Here is a 19,313-nt window from a genome sequence, read left to right as displayed (position 1 = left end):
TATGCCTGAAAATGAGGATAAAATAAAGAAACTATACGACACGTTTGTTTCTGATGGTTACGATATGGAGAGTGAAGAAGATTTCCGCAAGAACTTATCGGATTCTACAAAACGCAAGGCAGCTTATGATGCTCTAGTGAAAGAAGGTTATGAGATGGAACCGTTTGAAGAGTTTGAGAATAATATAGGTTTCGGAAAGATTCAAACACCTGCACCGGAGCCTGCTGTACAAACAGAACAGGCGTGGCAACCTACCGAACAAGAAAAAGCAGAGATGATTGCTAGTACAAACCGTATGATGCAGAATGTGGAAACACAGATACAAGACGCAAATAAACGTGTAGATAATATACAAGAATACGGGTTGAATCCCGGATTGCAAACTAAAGAGGGTAAAATGCAGTTTAATCCTGAAAATGGGAAACTGGAAAAAACATATATTACTCCACTTGGTAACAAGACTACTAGTAAACCTCTTGCTGACATCGAGAGTTTCCGGTACCGACAAGCTGCCGATATGTCAATCGGCGGACAGTTACGCAAGGCTAATCTCCGTTTGCAGGAGTTAAAAGCTAAGCAAGCGGAAAGAGCCTCCGAAGTGCATAAGGAATGGGTAGAAGAAACGGAAAAGAACAAAGCGCCGCTCGCTGCCATATTGGGAGCAGCCACTTACACACCGCGCCAGCAATCAGACAAGGAAAACAGCGCATTGAGAGTAGCCATTAGAGAAACAGAAGAGCTCATCAAGAACCTTGAAGAACAGAAAGACCGTGAAAATGGGGTTGATGTAGGCTTTTGGCGTGGTTTTGGTCGTACTATGGGTGATGTACGCACGTGGGATTTCGGTATGGGTGATATGGCGGATGCCATGACCATGATGAATGCCGACAAACTCAAAGGTGATAATGCCACAGAGGGCGAGCGTGAATCCCATGATATGATGATGGGTGCAATCCATGAGAAACAACAGGCAGAGGAAAGATACGGTGGAAATGCCGACTTTTGGAACAGAGCCGGTGTCATGACTGGATATATGCCTTCATTTATGTTGGATTTCATTTTGACTGGTGGCGGATTCAATGGTTTGTCTACATTCTCAAAAGGAAGCACTAAAGTCGCCGCAAAGGTCATAGGTAAAGAAACGGCTGAAAAAATGGCTCAACAGGGATTTAAATCCTATGTTAAAGAGAATGGTGTCAGAGGGTTAGGACAGTACGCAGCAGATTGGACTATCAAAGCACTTGGGACAACCGCAGATGATTTGCTTGTACGTGCTCAGGCGATGACAAACACCATACAGGCAGGAAAAACGGTCTCTGACATCATTGACCGGAAGCTAGGTGACGTGGTTGTTGATGAAAACGGTAACTATGATTTCTCCAATGATAAGACCTGGGGAAGTGCAATATGGCAAGGTGAAGCCAATGCTATCATTGAGAATTATTCGGAAATGTTCGGTGCGCACCTTGATCCTATTTTTACACTTGGTAATATGAGTAAACTCGCTAATGTTCTAGGGGCAAAGCGATTGGGAGGTGTACTCTCAAAGGCAGATGCCGGTGCATTGAATAGCATAATGGGACAAACTCATCAGATGTTCAATAAAATGGGTGTCAGTGATTATGTTGGTGAAGTATCTGAAGAATACTACGGTCAATTGTGGCGCACAATGCTTAGTCTTGATGATGCTTATCAGCAGAATCCGGACGGCACACGTACTAACTTATTTGCAACTGGACAATTTCACGGTGATATTTGGGGTGGAATGGCACTCTCTATGGGGTTGATGGGGGCAGGAAAACATACCTTGTCTGCCGCAAATTATGCATCCATGAAGCATGGCGTGAACAAAGCAGATGCAAAAGTGAATGAATTACTTGGTAAAGAAGTATGGGAGCCGTTGAAGGCAACACTTGACCTTACTACCAATGAGAATATCGGTGAAGTTGCGGAACTTGTTGCCGGTGATAAAGATTTTACCGCTGATGAGAAAGCAGCCGTACTGAATTATATGGAACGTTCGTTGAATTTGCGTGGATTCAATCTTGCTTCTATGGCCCGGTCCCGTGGCGGTGTTCAAAGTGAAAGCGAACAACAGGCAAATGACAGTTATCTTGACGGATACAACGTCACTTCCTCGCAGGAAATGAACGATGCGAAGAACCTGTACGAATACCATCGAACACAAGTGGCAGACCTTGCAGATGAGAATATGTTTGCGATGATTGAAGAGAATCCGATTGCCGCATTGGAGTTTGTGAACGGGAATGAGCAATGGAGTGATGAGGATAAGTCTTCTGTTATCGACTATATCAATGCCAAGCAGGTTTACAATGGCATGATTCAACGTGTACGTGATGATATAGACGGACGGGTGGAACAGAGCAATTCGATGATAGATGCACGTGTGAACCGCAAGACAGGTATGATACAGGGGGCAACCATGAAGCAGGATGAACGCAAGGTGTATGTTCTTAGTGGGACTCTTGTACCATATGCAGATGGTAGCGGTGTAAGTGTGACTGATTCTGACAATAGCATCATTGTTCGTGATGCGGACACAGGTGGGCTTGAACAAGTATCTCCCGATGCTATATTGTCTATTGATGATGTACAAGACCCATACGAGCAGAAGGAGTTGGTTGCACAATCTATCAGAGAACAATTTGCACGTGAAGCTGCGGATAAGATTGATGGTGTTGTTACATTCAATCCGGGCGAAACCTATACCATTGTCGGTGAAGGCGGTTCGCAAATACAGGTCACAATAGTTTCAGATGAGAACGGAATCATAGACAATGGCGACGGAACTATCAATGTGACAGACGGAACAAATGTATTCCCTATAGCAAAAGAGGCTATCCAACAGTTTGTGGACGCATCTAACATTGCACGAATCGCAGAGTTTGAGCAACAGAGAGCTGAAGAAAACTTTGCTTTGCAGCAGGAAGAGCAGGAAGCAGACCGACCGCAATATGCAATGAATGACCTTGTGACGCTCCGTGATGAAAATGGTATAGGTATTCGTGGTAACATCACCGCCGATGTGGATGCCGATGGACTATATGAAGTTTATACGGAAGATGCCTTGAATGGTAAGCGTGTGAATATGTTTACCCGTGAAGAGCTTGATTCCATGCTGATAGAACACAATGGGCAACCTGTTGAGATTGCCAATTCAAGTGTGAATGATAATTCGGAAGTGGCAGCAAGTTCTCTGGAGGAACAGCAGTTGCAAGTGTCTGCATTAGAACGAATCCCCAAAGATGAACAAGGTAATCCTATCTATGAGCAGGCGGAAACTCCCGACCTTGCTTGGGATGCCATTGTTGAGCAGACAGAGGGAGACGAAGCTATGGCCCAGTCCGTGGCTAACGGAATGGTTGTGGACAAAGAAGCAGCATTGAAGAAAATCGAGAAAACGAAATCTGCCGGTGGAAACACTATTGCAGAGAAGATTGTAGCAGAGAAAGAACGCAAGGCGGCGATTGATGCAGCCAAACAGGAATTGTCCATTTGGCAAAAGATAGTCGGCACTGCCAACCGCAGAAAAATGGAAGCAGATGCGGAGCGCAGACGTATTGCCGATGAAGCTACCGCATTGCGCAAGGCGGAAGAAGAAAAATTGCGTGCAGAGCGTGAGGAAGCAGAACGCAAGGAACGTGAAGCACTTAACGGAGTTCCCGATATAGTGGAAGATGTTCCCAAAGATGCCCGTGCAAGAGGATATAGACGTGTAAACGGCCATAAGGTTGACAGACAAGGACCATTACAGGCTGTACAAGGTAAAGAGGTGAACGTGAAATTCAGCAATGATGTAGTGGTTCCTGGCAATGTGACCGTGATTGATGCGTCATTGTTGCAACCGAGTCATATACAAGGTGTGCGCAATCCTCTGCATTTTATTGATGAAGCGCAACCAAAGGAACGCAATGACGAAGCAAGCGTATTGTCTGCACGGAAAATCGCCGAGAACATTCGTCCGGAAGAAATCACATCAAGTATTACCGCTTACACCGGTGCGCCGACCGTAAACGAACGTGGTGAAGTAATACAGGGAAACAACCGTAGTGATGCCTTGCGCCTGATGTGGGAAAGTCATTCGGAACAGGCCGAAGCATATAGACAATACCTGAAAGACCATGCGGAAGAGTTTGGACTGCGTGCCGAGGACATTGCGCCCATACAAAGCCCGGTGTTGGTAAATATGCTGCATGTGGACGATACAGAAGCCCTCAATCTTGGTCAGTTTGTTGCACAAGACACAGAAAGTGGAGGTGTTGAACGTATCAAACCTAAAAACACCTTGCAGCGCATGGGAACCGAAATGCGTTCGTTTGCCAACCTGTTGCTTAGGACTTCGGATGATGAAATGTCGTTTGCCGGACTTGTGGATGCCAATGGTGCAAATGTTCTGAAATGGATGAGTCAAAGAGGTTTCATCAGTCACACACAATACAAGAGTGCGTTTGACAGCAAGGGCAACCTAACTCCTGAATCCAAGAATGATTTGCGTGGTATCATGTATCAAAGCATCTTCAAGGACGGCAGCACACGGTTGGAGGAAATGTTCAACGTATTGCCGGTAAAAGCACAAAAGGCTATTCTTGCCACTGCTTTCCGTGATTATGACAGTCCGAACTGTGAACGAATGGTAGATGAGATACAGAATTCCGTTCGTGCTTACTATGCTTTGTCCCAAGATAAAATGTTTGCAGAGGCAAAGAATTTCAAGGAAGCACGTATTGCTGTAGAAAACTGGAAACGCCAGTATCAAATGGATGATGTTACAGGGGAAAGTTATCTCCCTGCTGATAATTTCAGTAACTTTGTCTTGCATTTGGCCGCAATGTATAAAGGCGAAAGCCAAAGCTTCATTCAAAACACATTCGGCAAGATTTATGACCTTATACAAGGTACACAGGAAGAAACTCTGTTCGAACAGCCGGACAATACCCCTCGGACGCTCGTACAGGCTATTAAAGAAGCATTAAATTTAGATTACAATGGACAACAGCGAAGCAATGTATTGGTTGGCGATACTGCAACAAGCCAACGAGGGCAGCAAGGAAGCAATGGAGCTCTTGCGCCAAGAGAACGAGTTGAGGACGGAAATGGGACAACCGATGATACAGGAAGAACTGAAAGCATTGGTGAACAAAGCGAAATAGAACCTTCTTTATCACAAGAAGAAATGCTATCTTCTGATGATACTGACAATCAACTTAGTGCAAAAATAGCAAGACGCATTGAAGTTCAAGAAGATGATTGGGTTGAAAGCGGAAAGTATGGCGATACTTATAAACAGACAATTATTGTTGATGGTACTCATAAAGTTATAAAAGTTGATGCACCCGATACGAAAGGTAATTATACAGGTAGTACTTATGAGTATGACGGTCAAACATTCGGAGATTTATTGGATGTTGTTAATTATATTGATGCATCTTCGTCTTTAGCCAATGCCGTTGCAGTGGCAGAGAAAGAAACCGATACTACTCCTACGGAGAAACAGAAAGAAGCCGGCAATTATAAGAAAGGTCATGTGCAGGTTGGTACATTCAATATCACCATTGAGAACCCGAAAGGATCCGTTCGTAGCGGAATAGACACAGAGGGCAACAAATGGGAAACGACCATGCAGAACACCTATGGCTATATTCGTGGCACGGAAGGTGTAGACGGCGACCATATAGACGTGTTCCTCTCTGATGATATTGACGGGTGGAATGGTCGCAAGGTGTTTGTGGTTGACCAATATAACGAGGACGGCACGTTTGACGAACACAAGGTTATGCTGGGCTTCAATGAGGCTGACGATGCTGAAGCAGCTTACTTTGCTAATTATGACAGAAATTGGGCGAAGAAGCACAAGACGGTGCTGACGGGCGTTAACTTGGAGGAGTTCGAGAAGTGGATAGAGAGCAGCCATCGCAAGACCAAGGCTTTTTCGGAATACAAGTCTGTAAAGACGATCGAGGGACAGAGTTCCGGCACGCAAGGCAACAGACTTTCAGAAGTCAAGTTCCGTATTGAAGAATTGCACAAGGAACAAGAAGCAGCGCACAACCGTAGCGACATTTTTGAGGAGGCTCGTATTATTTCTGAAATTAACGACCTTTTTACCGAACAACGCAAGTTGGAACAAGACGCTTCCAGTGAAGAAGCGACTGCACCGACTGATGCTCCGTACACCATTACTCCGGCGCAGTACATCACCAAGCGAGGTAAGGTGTTAGATATGCAACTTGTTGAGTTCCAATCGGAATTACGCAAGGAAGTTCAAAAGCATGTAAGTATGTTCGCCAAAGAAATGAAAGGTTGGTGGGATAGGGAAAAACACGGCTTTATGATGCGTAGCGAAGAAGATGCCAAACGATTAGCAGAATACGCAGTAGATGCACAAGGCCAACCTCCCATATCAATGTTGGATATACAGGCTTTAAATGATGGTGATGTGCTGTTTACTGAACCCAAAGCACCAGCAAAGGATGAAAAACAGGATTACACCCCTGTATGGCAATACTCTGTTTTTGTTGATAAGGAAACCGGATATACGACTTTGACTCGTGAAGATGTGAGTGGTCCCATACCTATTGGTGATGCACGTTTTCGTCAGACAACCAACAGCCCGGAGGAAATGTTAGGCATTCTTCGCAATCCGCAGAATGGCATGCAAGAAGTTTTGGATGCAGTTGGAGTTTTGCTTGAAAATAAAATTAAGACCCGAGAACTTGATCGCAAGGCAAAGGATGAAATTCATGACAGAAGGACAGATTTCGTTGTTGATAAGGAAATGGATAACAGATATTCTGTTCGTACTTTGATGAAGATGATTGACGCGGAAAAGCAGGCTGTGATGGATTTAGGAGAGAAGCGTGGTGGAGACGTTTATCATGAAGGAAATATTATTTTCCTGACCAAAGATAGTGCAGACAAGTTTGCTAATGAAGCTCGAACTCTTATCAACGATATGAGGAGTAAGCAGCAACAAGACAATTTACAGAAAAAGACTGAAGCGAGTGGTAACCGTCTTGTTACTGATGAGCGTTATGCGGAACTTCGTGAGCGTATGCGTAAGAAGTTACTCGGTCAAATGAATATTGGTATTGACCCTGAAATACTTGCTATTGGCACAGAAATGGCTGTTTACCATTTAGAGAAAGGCTCACGGAAGTTTGCAGAATATGCAAAGGCTATGATTGCAGACTTGGGTGATTCCATACGTCCGTACCTTAAAGCATTTTACAATGGTGCGAGAGATTTGCCTGAGGTGTTAGAAAACGGATTTAATACCGACATGACCTCTTACGATGAGGTGCAGAAGTTCGACGTGGCCAACTTTGACAAGTCCGGCATTGATGCACTCGCCACCGCTGAAACCGTAACGAAAGAGGCGGAAGTGGCGGGGGAGGTTGAAGTTGCACAGGAACGTATAAAGAAAACTCGTTCAACGCGCAAGAAGAGTGAGAAAAAAACTGTAAATTTACAGCAGTCAAACGAGCTTGGTTTGTTTGGCAGTTTGTTTGATAATAACGAAACCAACAACGAAAATGGACGAATACACCAAGAAAGTACTAAGATTACAGGGACACAGCGAGAAGTCGATAGCGAAAATGGAGCTGGAGGAACGGATAGACGCAGCATGCTACCGCCACAAAGCGGAAACGCTAGAAGCACCGTACACATGGAGCGAGGAAGAGTGGACGGAGATTTACAAAGAGGCAGGGATGACGGACGAGGAAATCGTAGAGTACAGGAAGGAACAGACGAAATACAACGGGGGCGAGGAACACGACTTTCCGATGATGCCATAGATGAACCGAAAAATATTCGCAATAATCATTCAGACCGGGGGACGAACTATGCTCCAACTTCGGTAGATGCACGCATAGAGGCCAATATTAAAGCTATAGAGTTGGCACAGCAACTTATTGAGAGTGGAGAGCTTGCTACTCCTAGACAAATGGCAGTACTTCGCAAGTTTAGCGGTTGGGGTGGTTTAGGTAAAGTATTTAGTGATAATACATATTCGACACGTCTACAGCAGTTGATGAGCACAGAAGCCTATCAAGAAGCTGTAATGAGTGCTAATAGTGCGTATTATACCCCTGCTTATGTTGTAGATACTCTTTGGGATATTGTTACACAAATGGGTTTCAAGGGTGGTTACATTCTTGAAGGTTCTGCAGGTATCGGAAACATTTTGGGGCAGATGCCTACAAATATCAGCGAGCACAGCGACATCCATGCTATTGAGATTGACGGGACTTCGGGTGGTATTCTCTCACTCCTTTATCCTGATGCCAAAGTAGAGATACAGGGTTTTGAGCAGACACGTATTCCTAATGGAAGTGTGGACTTGGCTATTACTAATGTTCCGTTCGTTACCGGACTCCGTGTGAATGACACCACGGGCGACAAAGACCTGTCGAAGAAATTCCACAACATACACGATTTCTGTATAGCAAAGAATGTGCGCAAACTGCGTGAGGGCGGTTTGGGTATCTTCATCACGTCCAATGGTACGCTTGACAACAGTAAGAAACTCCGTGACTGGATTGTGGGCGAGGGAGGCGCAGACTTCGTGGGTGCTTTCCGTATGCACAACAAGACTTTCGGCGGCACCGGAGTAACCTCTGACATCGTTGTTATCCGCAAGCGTGTGAACGGGCAGAAGTCTGTCCATGCCATTGATGTAAGTGATGTGAGCGGAGAGCGCATGGCAGAGTATGATACCGGGGAAACGCGCAAGGTTAAAGGCAAGGAGATACCAGTCATTAAGCAGCTTTCAATGGACTACAACCGCTATTTCATTGAACACCCCGAAAACATGGCAGGTGAAATGCACTTTGCATTTGAGAAAGGCGATACTTTCCGCCCGACCAGCAAAGGCTTATATCCTAAACAGAATAAGAAACAGGAAGAAATGTTGGCTGAATTTGTCCGCTCATTCCGTGCAGAGGAATTTGGTGAGCGCAATACCGAGCTTGCCACCGATGTAATGCCCGGCAAGAAGATTGGCGAAGTGTTTGTCAAAGACGGAAAACTATACATCAACTCAACTGCAAGCGCACAACCTCTCGAAGTGAATGCCAACAAGGTAAAGGGGCATACGAAAGTGGAATGCTTTGAGGCATACACCGCTATCAAGGAAGCTCTTGCGGAAGTCCTTTCCTATCAGACTGCGAATGAAAGCGATGAGGGACTTAAACCGTTGCTTGACAAACTCAACAAAGTATACGATGATTTTGTCGGCACATACGGACACTTCAACAAGAACACCGCCATTGCATTTCTCCGAAATGATGTGGACTATGCCAATGTATACGCTCTTGAAAAGTTTGAAGAAACGGCAGATGAAAAAGGAAACCAGATACAGAAATTTGACAAGACCGATGTATTCAGCAAACGTGTTGTTGAAAAAGAAAAAGAACCCACTCCTGCCAATGTCAAGGACGGTATCATTGCAAGTATCTTTAAATTCGGTCGTGTAGATATACCGTATATCGCCGGACAACTTGGCACAGGTATCGAGGATGTGAAGAAAGAAATCATCGAGAGCGGTTACGGTTTCGAGAACCCTGTAACCCGACAGATGGAAGCATCGTATCACTACTTGAGCGGAAATATTCGTGAAAAACTGCGTCAAGCAGAGGTAAATAACGAAAATGGGGAATTTGACCGCAACATCAAGGCATTGCAGGAGGTCATGCCTATGGAAATCCCCGCACATTTGATTGACTTTACCCTCGGAAGTTCTTGGATTGACCCGAAACTGTATGAGGATTTTGTAAAGGAACGCACGGAGGTTGACGTACGGTTTACAGCTGTGGGCGGTACTTGGTTTATGAAAGAACCATACTTCACCGATTATGAGAAGAACCGTGCAATGGGGGTAACCAGCGAAATGCTTAACCGTACCATTATGGGGCATACTCTCATTGAAGCTGCCATTCAGAACAGAAGCATCACCGTTTCCACCACCAAGAAACACTATGACGGCACTACCGAAACCATTACCGACAAGGAAGCGACACAGGCTTGTGCCGCCAAAATTGATGAAATCCGTCAAGATTTCAAGGATTGGGCAAGGCAGAAGATGCAGAGCGACCCGGAAATGTCGGCATTGATTGAGCGTATCTATAATGACACGTTCAATAACTTTGTGCCTATGAGCATACCAGATGAGTTTGTACCGGAGTATTTCGGAGGTGCCTCGCACAAGTTTAAGATGCGTCCGCATCAAGGCAGAGCCATTGTAAGAGGCACACAACAGCCTTTGTTGCTTGCCCATGAGGTTGGAACAGGGAAAACCTTTACTCTAATTTCTACAGCAATGGAAATGCGCCGTTTGGGTACTGCACGCAAACCCATGATTGTGGTGCAGAATGCTACCGTTGGACAATTCGTTGCAAGTGCAAAGGAACTGTACCCCAACGCCAAGATACTGACACTTGAAGAAGCAGACCGCAGTGCAGAGGGCAGAAAGAACTTTTATGCCAAGATACGTTACAACGATTGGGATATGATTGTCGTTCCGCAGTCTACCTTTGAATTTATCCCCGACAGCGAGGAAAGGGAAATGACTTTCGTGCAGGACAAGATTGAGGAGAAGATGCTCATTCTTGAAAAGATGAAAGAAGAAGACCCGGACGGAAAAAATATGATTACCCGACAGGCTGAACGGGAAATCGAATTATTGGAGGAGCAGCTTGCCGGACTTGCAGACAATGCTTCAAAGAAACGTACCGCCAATGATGAAAAGAAACGTGCTGTAGCTTTGCAGAACGCAGAGGTTAAAGCTATGGAAATGCTTGACCGCCGAACTGACGATGTGGAGAACTTTGACGATATGGGCATTGATGCTTTACTTGTAGATGAAGCGCACGAGTATAAGCACCTCGGATTTGCCACTGCCATGCAGCGTGGAGTTAAAGGTGTGGATCCGTCATACAGCAAGAAGTCACAAGGCGTGTTCCTGAAGACACAGGCTATCTTGGAAAAAAACAACGGACGGAACGTAATCTTTGCAACCGGTACACCTATCAGCAACACCGCCGCAGAGATTTGGACGTTCATGCGCTATCTCATGCCTGCTGATACGATGAAAGAGTACGGTATCTATTACTTTGATGACTTTGTGCGCAACTTCGGTAACATTCAGCAGATGCTGGAGTTCACCACAAGCGGAAAGTTCAAAGAGAACAACCGCTTTGCTGGGTATGTCAATCTGCCTGAACTGGTGCGTATATGGTCGGGAGTGTCCGATACCGTCCTAACCAAAGAAGCCGGCGGCGTAAAGGACAAAATACCCGAAATGGAGGGAGGAAAGGCACAAGACCTTTATCTGCCACAGACACGCGCATTACGTAGCATCATGAAGTTCGTAAAGAACGAACTTGAACATTATGAACAGATGAGCGGAAAGGAGAAGAAAGAGAACAGCCACATCCCGCTCACGATGTACGGTATTGCCAAAGCCGCTGCCGTGGATGCCCGATTGGTACAGTCTGATGCCGAAGATGATGTAAACAGTAAGACTCATGAAGCCGTTCGACAGACATTGCGCTCGCTGAAAGAAACAGCCGATTACAAAGGTACGGTTGCCATTTTTGCCGACAATTACCAAAACAAACAGAGTGGCTTCAACCTTTATGATGACATTAGGGATAAGCTGATTACAGAGGGGGTTCCTGCAGATGAGATTGTGATAATGAGGTCGGGAATGACTGTCAAGAAAAAACTTGAAATCTTTGAAAAGGTAAACCGTGGCGAGGTGCGTGTGATTCTCGGTTCGACCTTTACACTCGGTACAGGCGTGAACATTCAGGAACGCTTGCACACGCTGATACATTTGGATGCGCCTAACCGTCCAATGGACTATACCCAACGTAACGGACGTATTTTGCGACAGGGAAATCTGCACAAGGATATGAATAAACCTATACGTATCTTGCGTTTCGGTGTAGAGGATAGTCTGGACGTTACCGCCTACCAACGTCTGAAAACAAAGGGGGCCATTGCCGATAGTATTATGAATGGCAAGCAGATGATGTCGAACAGTATGACCAACCGTGTGCTTGAGGAGGAAGAAGATGTGTTTGGAGATACTATAGCACAACTCTCCGGCAGTGAGTATGCCATGCTGAAAAACAATGCGGAAAAGAATGTACGCAAGTATGCAAGCTGTAAAAAGCAATGGGAAACAGACCAAGCCTACATCCATAATGCCAAGCCAAGGTTAAAAGCCTTTATCAAAGATGCTGAAAAGCGCATTGAGGATAACAGCCGATCCTTGGAGGCTGTACGTGCATCATTCCCCGATGAACAATTCAAAGAGATTGTAATCGGCAAACATCGCTTTACCTCTGTTGATACAATGGATGATTTCTTCAAGGAACACAACAAGACTGTTCTTGCTGAAATGAAGCAGATGAAAGACGGTGATATTGCAGGGGAACAAAAGCGAGAACTGACTATACAGATAGGCAATTTCCCATTCATTGTAACAACTAAATTGACAAGACAGACCATGCGTGATGGTACAACTTTGTTCAATGACGTTGAAAGAAAAATGACCTATTCATGTACAGAACTCGGTATCGAGGATGTTCCTGTACGTCAAAACCTGCTCTGTAATGCCATTGAGGACATTACCGGCAATGTGATTACAGGAAAGAACTTTGCCGAAAGATTGGAAGCCGCTGAACGAAGCATGAAACACAATGAGACCGAATTGAAAGAACTCTTGTCAAGAGAGGGCAAACCTTTCGAGTATGAAGAGGAATTGGCACAAGCGAAATCACAGTTGGAAGAATATGCCGAACTGATGAAGAAAGAATTGGAAGAAAAGGAAGCCAAGTATGCAGAAATGGATGCCACAGTAGAAACGGCAAATAATGTTTCTACCTCGGAAGAAGATGATGAATTAAAACGTGAAGATGATGGTGCATACACCGATGATGAGGTCAGCTATGATAATGACTCGGTGGCAAAACTGCTTGGACAGTCAAGGAGAACTGCAAAGCAACGGAGGAAATTTGCACAACGTGAACGCCAAAGAATGGCAGAGCGCGTGGTAAGCCTGACAGAGAAACTGCATCTTGACAATGTGGAGGTTGTTACCGATGCCTCAACATTGGATGGTAAGAAACAGCGTGCGAAAGGATTCTACTCAAAGAGTACAGGGAAGATAACTATTGTCATCCCTAATCACACGAGCATGTTTGATGTTGAGCAGACCCTACTCCACGAGGCTGTGGCACACTACGGCTTACGGCAGTTGTTCGGAGAACATTTTGATACATTCCTTGATAATGTATTCAACAATGCCGATGAAATTATACGCAGACGTATTGTCGATATGGCTTCAAAGAATGGTTGGGATTTCCGCAAGGCTACCGAAGAATACCTTGCCGGACTTGCCGAACACATTAATTTCGAGGAAGCACGTAAAAACGGTTGGTGGCAGAGGATAAAACAATTCTTCTTTGAAATGCTCGACAAATTGGGCTTTTCCGATTTTAGAGGGGTTACTCTGACGGACAATGAACTCCGTTATATCCTTTGGCGTAGTTATGAAAATCTGAAAGAAGGTAAGCACAGCAACCTGTTCGGAGAAGCTGCCGACATTGCTATGCAGCACAAGTTGATGGTTGGCGAATTTGCCGACACCTCAACCGATGATGTGCTGAACCGAGACGGTGATCCCGAAATACACGAGCGTACTTTGGCACGAGCAAAATATGAACAACGTGTGAAGAGTGGAATGTATCAGTCACAGGAAGCCTTGCAGGATAGTATGCTTGGTTTGAAAGAAGCAATGAACGCAATTCTCGGCAAGAATACCCGAATGGAAGATGTTGATGGATTTGAAAATGCCTACTTGGGTGAGAACCGCTTATCAAGTGTGAACAAAGCCGAAGCCGATGCCTTTGCGCACCTATTGTTCAAGCCAATGCTTGAAGAGGTAGCCAAACTTGCGCATAATACAGCAGAGCGCGAGGAACTGACCGATTATATGATGGCTAAACACGGTCTTGAACGCAATAGAGTAATGGCAGAGCGTGATGCACAAAAAGACTTCGCGGAATATCAGAAGCAGCATTCGAAGAGTACAAATACCTTGCAGAACTTTATCGACGAGTGCCGCAAGCGTGATTATGCAGGTCTTACCGCCCTCACAGGTATGGAAGAGATTGCAGATGCAGAAGCCGAAGCACAGGTTATGGTAGATGAGTACGAAAACGCACACGACACCACCGCATTGTGGAGCAAGGTTAATGCCGTCAGCAAGGCAGTCCTTTCCAAGTCCTACGAATGCGGAATGATGAGCAAGGAAACCTACGACAGTGTGAGAGATATGTATGAGTTTTATATCCCTTTGCGTGGATTTGATGAAAAAACGAGTTCTGAAGCATACGCATATCTGACGCACAGGCAAAGTGCGTTCAATGCTCCAATCAAGAAGGCGGAGGGACGCAAGTCGAAAGCAGACGATCCATTTGCCTACTTGCAATCAATGGCAGAAGGTACTATCATGCAGGGAAACCGCAACAAACTCGTGAAGCAGAAGTTCTTGAACTTTGCCCTCAACCATCCGAGCGACCTTGTTAGTGTGAGTGATTTGTGGTTGCAGTACGATGCAGTTTCCGATGAATGGAAACCGATATTCCCCGACAATATTGACATTAACGATAGTCCCGAAGAGGTAGAGCGAAAGTTGAACGAGTTTGAGGATAAGATGAAGCAGCTTGCTGAATCTGCCCCCGATAACTACAAGCACGGCAAAGATGCGGCAAACATTCCGTATCGTGTTGTTGAGAGCCGAGATTTGCGACAGCATCAAGTGGTGGTGAAGCGAAACGGCAGAGACTATGTGATTACCATTAACGGTAATCCGAGAGCTGCACAAGCATTGAACGGACAGACGAACCCGGATAATGATATCAGCGGAAGTATCGGTCAGCTTGTACATCTCATTGGAGATGTGAACAGAACACTGTCCTCATTGTACACCACATTACAGCCGGACTTTATTGCAAGTAACTTCTTGCGTGATATGGTATATTCTAATTCTATGGTGTGGGTTAAGGAAAGTCCGAAATATGCTATTCAATATAACATGAACTTTGCGAAGTTACCTATTGTAAGAATGGTTATGTTATTGGATAAATACCGCAGGGGAACGCTTGATATGAATGATGAAATAGAGAAAATGTTTTATCAGTTCATGATGAACGGTGGCGAGACAGGATTTTCAAGAATGGCAGACATTGACGAGCATAAGAAAGAAATCAAGAAGATGCTGAAAGCGGCGAATGAAAAAATTCCTGCCCATGTGGTACGTGAATGTATGGCTACCTGGATAGGCGAAGTGGGACGAGGTATAGAGATGCGTGCCCGATTTGCCGCCTTTGTAACAAGCAGGAATGCGGGACGGACAATAGACCGCAGTATTTGGGATGCCAAGGAAATCAGTGTGAACTTCAACAAGAAAGGCGCAGGTGATAAGTTCTTGGGGGCTGAAGGACAAACCATGTTGGGAAATGTAGCAGCCGGTGTATCGGGTGCAGGACGAGCCGGATATATCTTTTGGAATGCCGCCCTGCAAGGAACGTTCGGAAACTTCTTGAAGTATGCGATGAGGCATCCCGGCAAAATGGGTACTGTCGTTGCATCATGGTATGGGTTAGCCATGCTTGTTACCGCACTTGCTTCGGCTGGAGGTGATGATGACGATGACAGCTACTATGACATACCCGAACATACTCGCAGACAGAACCTCATTGTCAAGGGGCCCGGTAACGCATGGATAAAGATTCCTTTGCCTATCGAGTACCGAGCTGTGTATGCGATGGGAGAACTTACCGGTTCTTCCCTGTTCCATAACGAGAAATTGGAGGTTAGCGATGTATTGGCACAGATGAGCCAATTGCTTCCCGTAGATATGATGGAGGGGACAAAAGCGTTGTGGCCAAGCAGCGTCAAGCCGATGGTGGAAGTATCGAATAACGAGAGTTGGTACGGTAGTCCGATATGGAAAGATACACCCTACAATAAATATATGCCGAATTGGACGAAAGCCTATAAGAGTGCGAATAAAGACCTTGTAAACCTTTCTGAAACACTGAACGAAGTCAGTGGAGGAAGCAAGTATAGGAAAGGTACTATTGACTTGAATCCTGCTGCCATTGAGTATCTATTGAAACAATACACCGGCGGCTTCTTCACTGTAACCAACCAAATTCGTAATTTGATCAATGTGGGAACAGGTGAAAAAGATTTTGATTGGCGTTATGTTCCGCTTGCTAACCGAATGTTGATGAGCGGTGGCGATGAACGTAATGTAGGTAGGGGGCTGGATGAGAAGTTCTTTGGTTATTTGGATGCATACCGTGCAAAGGCGAGTGAATTCAGCGCCATTAAAGGTGATTTGAGTTTACCGTTGGAGAAGAAAGCAGAACTGATAAGCGAGATTATCATTGATCCTGAATATGTAAAAATGAAAGGAATGGAACGTATTTACTCAAAACTAAAGAAAGCTTATGATACTGCTAAGGAAATCGGAGATACCTCAAAAGCAGAAGAACTTGAAAAGAGGATTAATGAGTTAAAGCGGACATTTATTTTAGAGATGGAGCAAGACGAACGTAAATAGTTAAACCTAAAATGATTGCTTTGGGTACTACTTTTGTACTCTAAGCAATCATTAAACAACGAAAATATGCATAATAAAGGCAAAGGAAAATTGTTACCAATGAGCCGAATTGCGCCGAAACGGAATGAGCTATCTGAAATTGATACCGTTGCTTCTGCAAAGCGGTATGGTGGTCGCAGAGCATTTGATATTCTAATGGAAGCGCAGTACTATTGGAATCAGATGGAGGACTTTCGAAAAGACCGGGAACGCAATAAACGCTATACTTATGGTTTTCAATGGGATGATATGATTTGTGTTGATGGTAAATCCATGACTGAAGAAGAATATATCAAGAGCCAAGGTAATGTGCCATTGAAAAATAATCTTATTCGTCGGCTTGTACGCAGTGTATTGGGGGTGTACCGCAGCCAAAGTAAAGAACCTACTTGTACAGCACGTGATAGAGATGAACAGAAGCTCGGTGAAACAATGAGTACTATATTACAATGCAATATGCAACTCAACCGAATGCCCGATGTGTACGCTCGAAGTATGGAAGAATTTCTAATCAGTGGCTTTATTGTTCATCGTAAATCATATGGTTGGCGTAATGGTAAAGAAGATTGCTGGACGGATTATGTACAGCCGAACAATTTCTTCATTGATAACAATATGAGGGATTTTAGAGGTTGGGATGTGTCCGTGCTTGGAGAAGTACATGATATATCTTTTGGGCAACTGTGTGAGCAATTTGCTTCCAGTCCGCAAGAATATCGTGAGCTTCGTGATATTTATAAGTGGGCTGCAAGAAAGGATTATATAGCCACTTACGCAGAGCGATTTGGGTATAGTCGGTTAGAAAATTATGATTTTCTCTTTACCAGTGAGCCGGGAAGATGCAGGGTAATAGAAATATGGCGTAAGGAACAGAAGCCGAGATACCGTTGTCATGATTACCAAAATGGTGACATTTTCAAGATAGATGAGGAAGATTATGCACAAGTAGTACTTGCCGAAAACGAAGAACGTATGCGTATGGCCAAGGAGGTGGGTATGCCTGAAGAAGAAGTACCGTTGATAAAAGCTACTTGGTTTGTAGATGATTACTGGTATTTCTATTATCTATCTCCATTCGGTGATATATTGAGGGAAGGGGAGACGCCCTACGAACATGGCAGTCATCCATACGTTTTCAAAGCTTATCCGTTTATTGATGGTGAAATACACTCATTCGTGGCGGATGTGATAGACCAGCAACGATACACCAATCGATTGATAACGCTTTATGACTGGATTATGAGGGCAAGCGCAAAAGGTGTATTGATGATGCCGGAAGATTCTTTGCCTGATGGTGTGAGCATTGACGATATTGCAGAGAGCTGGACGGAGTTCAATGGTGTCATTGTGTACAGACCAAGCAAAAGTGGCAAGGTACCGGAACAGGTAGCCAACAACTCCACGAACATAGGTATTGCCGAACTACTGAATATGCAATTGAAATTCTTTGAGGATATTTCGGGGGTAACTGGTGCATTGCAGGGAAAGCCGGGATATTCGGGGGAAAGTGCATCACATTACAATCAACAGACAGAGAATGCTACAAAATCACTACTAGATTTGCTTGAGTGTTTTAGTTGCTTTGTTGTGGACGGGGCATACAAAGATGTGAAGAACATGCAGCAGTTTTATGATACGAAACGTGTGTTCAATATTGCTGGTAGGAGTGGTGCACAAATTGAATATGACCCGAAGAAAATCCGGGATGTAGAATTTGACTTAAGCATTACTGAAAGTACTTCAACACCGGCATACAGGCATCTTGCTAATGATATGCTAATGCAGTTGTACCAGTCCCAAGCGATCAGCGTAGAGCAGTTGCTTGAACATGGAGATTTCCCGTTTGCCGATGAACTATTACAGAGTATCAAGAGCCAAAAGGAACAACTCGCACAGGGGAGAGTTCCTGACGGGCTTTCACCTCAATTACTCCAACAAGCGCAACAAAATGCAAATATGGAAGCTGTAAATCAGTTGCATGGGGCAATGCAAGGCTAAATTCTAAACGGCGAATAGAACCCCGCTCTATTCGCCGTTTAGAAAATTACTCTTTGGACAATTGGTCGCATTCTATCCATGTTTCTAATGTATCATCGAATAGTACTGTACAACCGTAATTATCATCGTCTACTGCTAATACTGTTCCTGAATTTCCATCGTCATTACACACAACTCGGTCGCCAGCTTTTATTTTTCGGATATTGTCAATAGCTAGAGGGTCATTAGTAAGTGTGACAATGCCGTCTATCCCCTGTTTTGCATCATATCTACTTCCCATTACTTTTTTCTTTTTTTGAGTGAATCAAGGTAAGTGAAATATTCTTTGCGCTTGAGTTTCACAATTAATTCAGGTAATGCGCCGCTTCCATTTTTATAAGGAGTACAATAGAAACACTCACGCTCCAAATCATTCACGAATGTTGAACGAGATAAATAACCTTTCTGTTTCAGTTTGCGGAAGTTGAATCTATCCATAATGATGAGTTTACCACTCTTTCCATTGGGCATAACGTAATAACGTTCACCTGTTTCCTCATGTGCTTTGTCTGCTTTCACTACCGCTTCATTTAAACGGATTGATGCACGTAATTTTCTGATAATGTTCATTGTT

Annotated in this window: 4 protein-coding genes; 2 read left to right on the top strand and 2 right to left on the bottom strand. The window is 44.5% G+C overall.

Features of this window, described 5'->3' with window-relative positions; genetic code table 11:
• Nucleotide 1 precedes the first annotated feature (1 nt).
• Both DWZ47_RS10470 and DWZ47_RS10465 read left to right on the top strand, forming a co-directional pair.
• Nucleotides 2-16,663, top strand: a complete 16,662-nt coding sequence (locus DWZ47_RS10470; protein ID WP_117513058.1) for an LPD38 domain-containing protein — start codon at nucleotides 2-4, stop codon at nucleotides 16,661-16,663.
• Nucleotides 16,664-16,729: 66 nt separating this feature from the next.
• Nucleotides 16,730-18,700: a hypothetical protein gene (locus DWZ47_RS10465; protein WP_008761277.1), complete on the top strand. Its 1,971-nt coding sequence runs from the start codon at nucleotides 16,730-16,732 to the stop codon at nucleotides 18,698-18,700.
• A gap of 46 nt (nucleotides 18,701-18,746) precedes the next feature.
• Here the strand turns inward: DWZ47_RS10465 and DWZ47_RS10460 are convergent, their stop codons facing one another.
• A complete protein-coding gene (locus tag DWZ47_RS10460; protein WP_004317974.1) occupies nucleotides 18,747-18,980 on the bottom strand; it encodes a hypothetical protein in 234 nt (77 codons plus the stop codon).
• Nucleotides 18,980-19,309: a hypothetical protein gene (locus tag DWZ47_RS10455; protein WP_073345900.1), complete on the bottom strand. Its 330-nt coding sequence runs from the start codon at nucleotides 19,307-19,309 to the stop codon at nucleotides 18,980-18,982. Before DWZ47_RS10455 ends, DWZ47_RS10460 begins: the two co-directional genes overlap by 1 nt.
• Nucleotides 19,310-19,313 lie beyond the last annotated feature (4 nt).

The organism is Bacteroides sp. AF32-8BH (genome assembly GCF_003435205.1).
Lineage (GTDB): Bacteria > Bacteroidota > Bacteroidia > Bacteroidales > Bacteroidaceae > Bacteroides > Bacteroides ovatus.
The sequence above is the reverse complement of the archived record's forward strand: the minus strand, read 5'-3'. Positions and strand labels throughout refer to the sequence as shown.

What these genes read in the sequence shown, in the direction of transcription:
- DWZ47_RS10470 (WP_117513058.1), top strand. Translation starts at nt 2, where the DNA reads ATGCCTGAAAATGAGGATAAAATAAAGAAACTATACGACACGTTTGTT.
- DWZ47_RS10465 (WP_008761277.1), top strand. Translation starts at nt 16,730, where the DNA reads ATGCATAATAAAGGCAAAGGAAAATTGTTACCAATGAGCCGAATTGCG.
- DWZ47_RS10460 (WP_004317974.1), bottom strand. Translation starts at nt 18,980, where the DNA reads ATGGGAAGTAGATATGATGCAAAACAGGGGATAGACGGCATTGTCACA.
- DWZ47_RS10455 (WP_073345900.1), bottom strand. Translation starts at nt 19,309, where the DNA reads ATGAACATTATCAGAAAATTACGTGCATCAATCCGTTTAAATGAAGCG.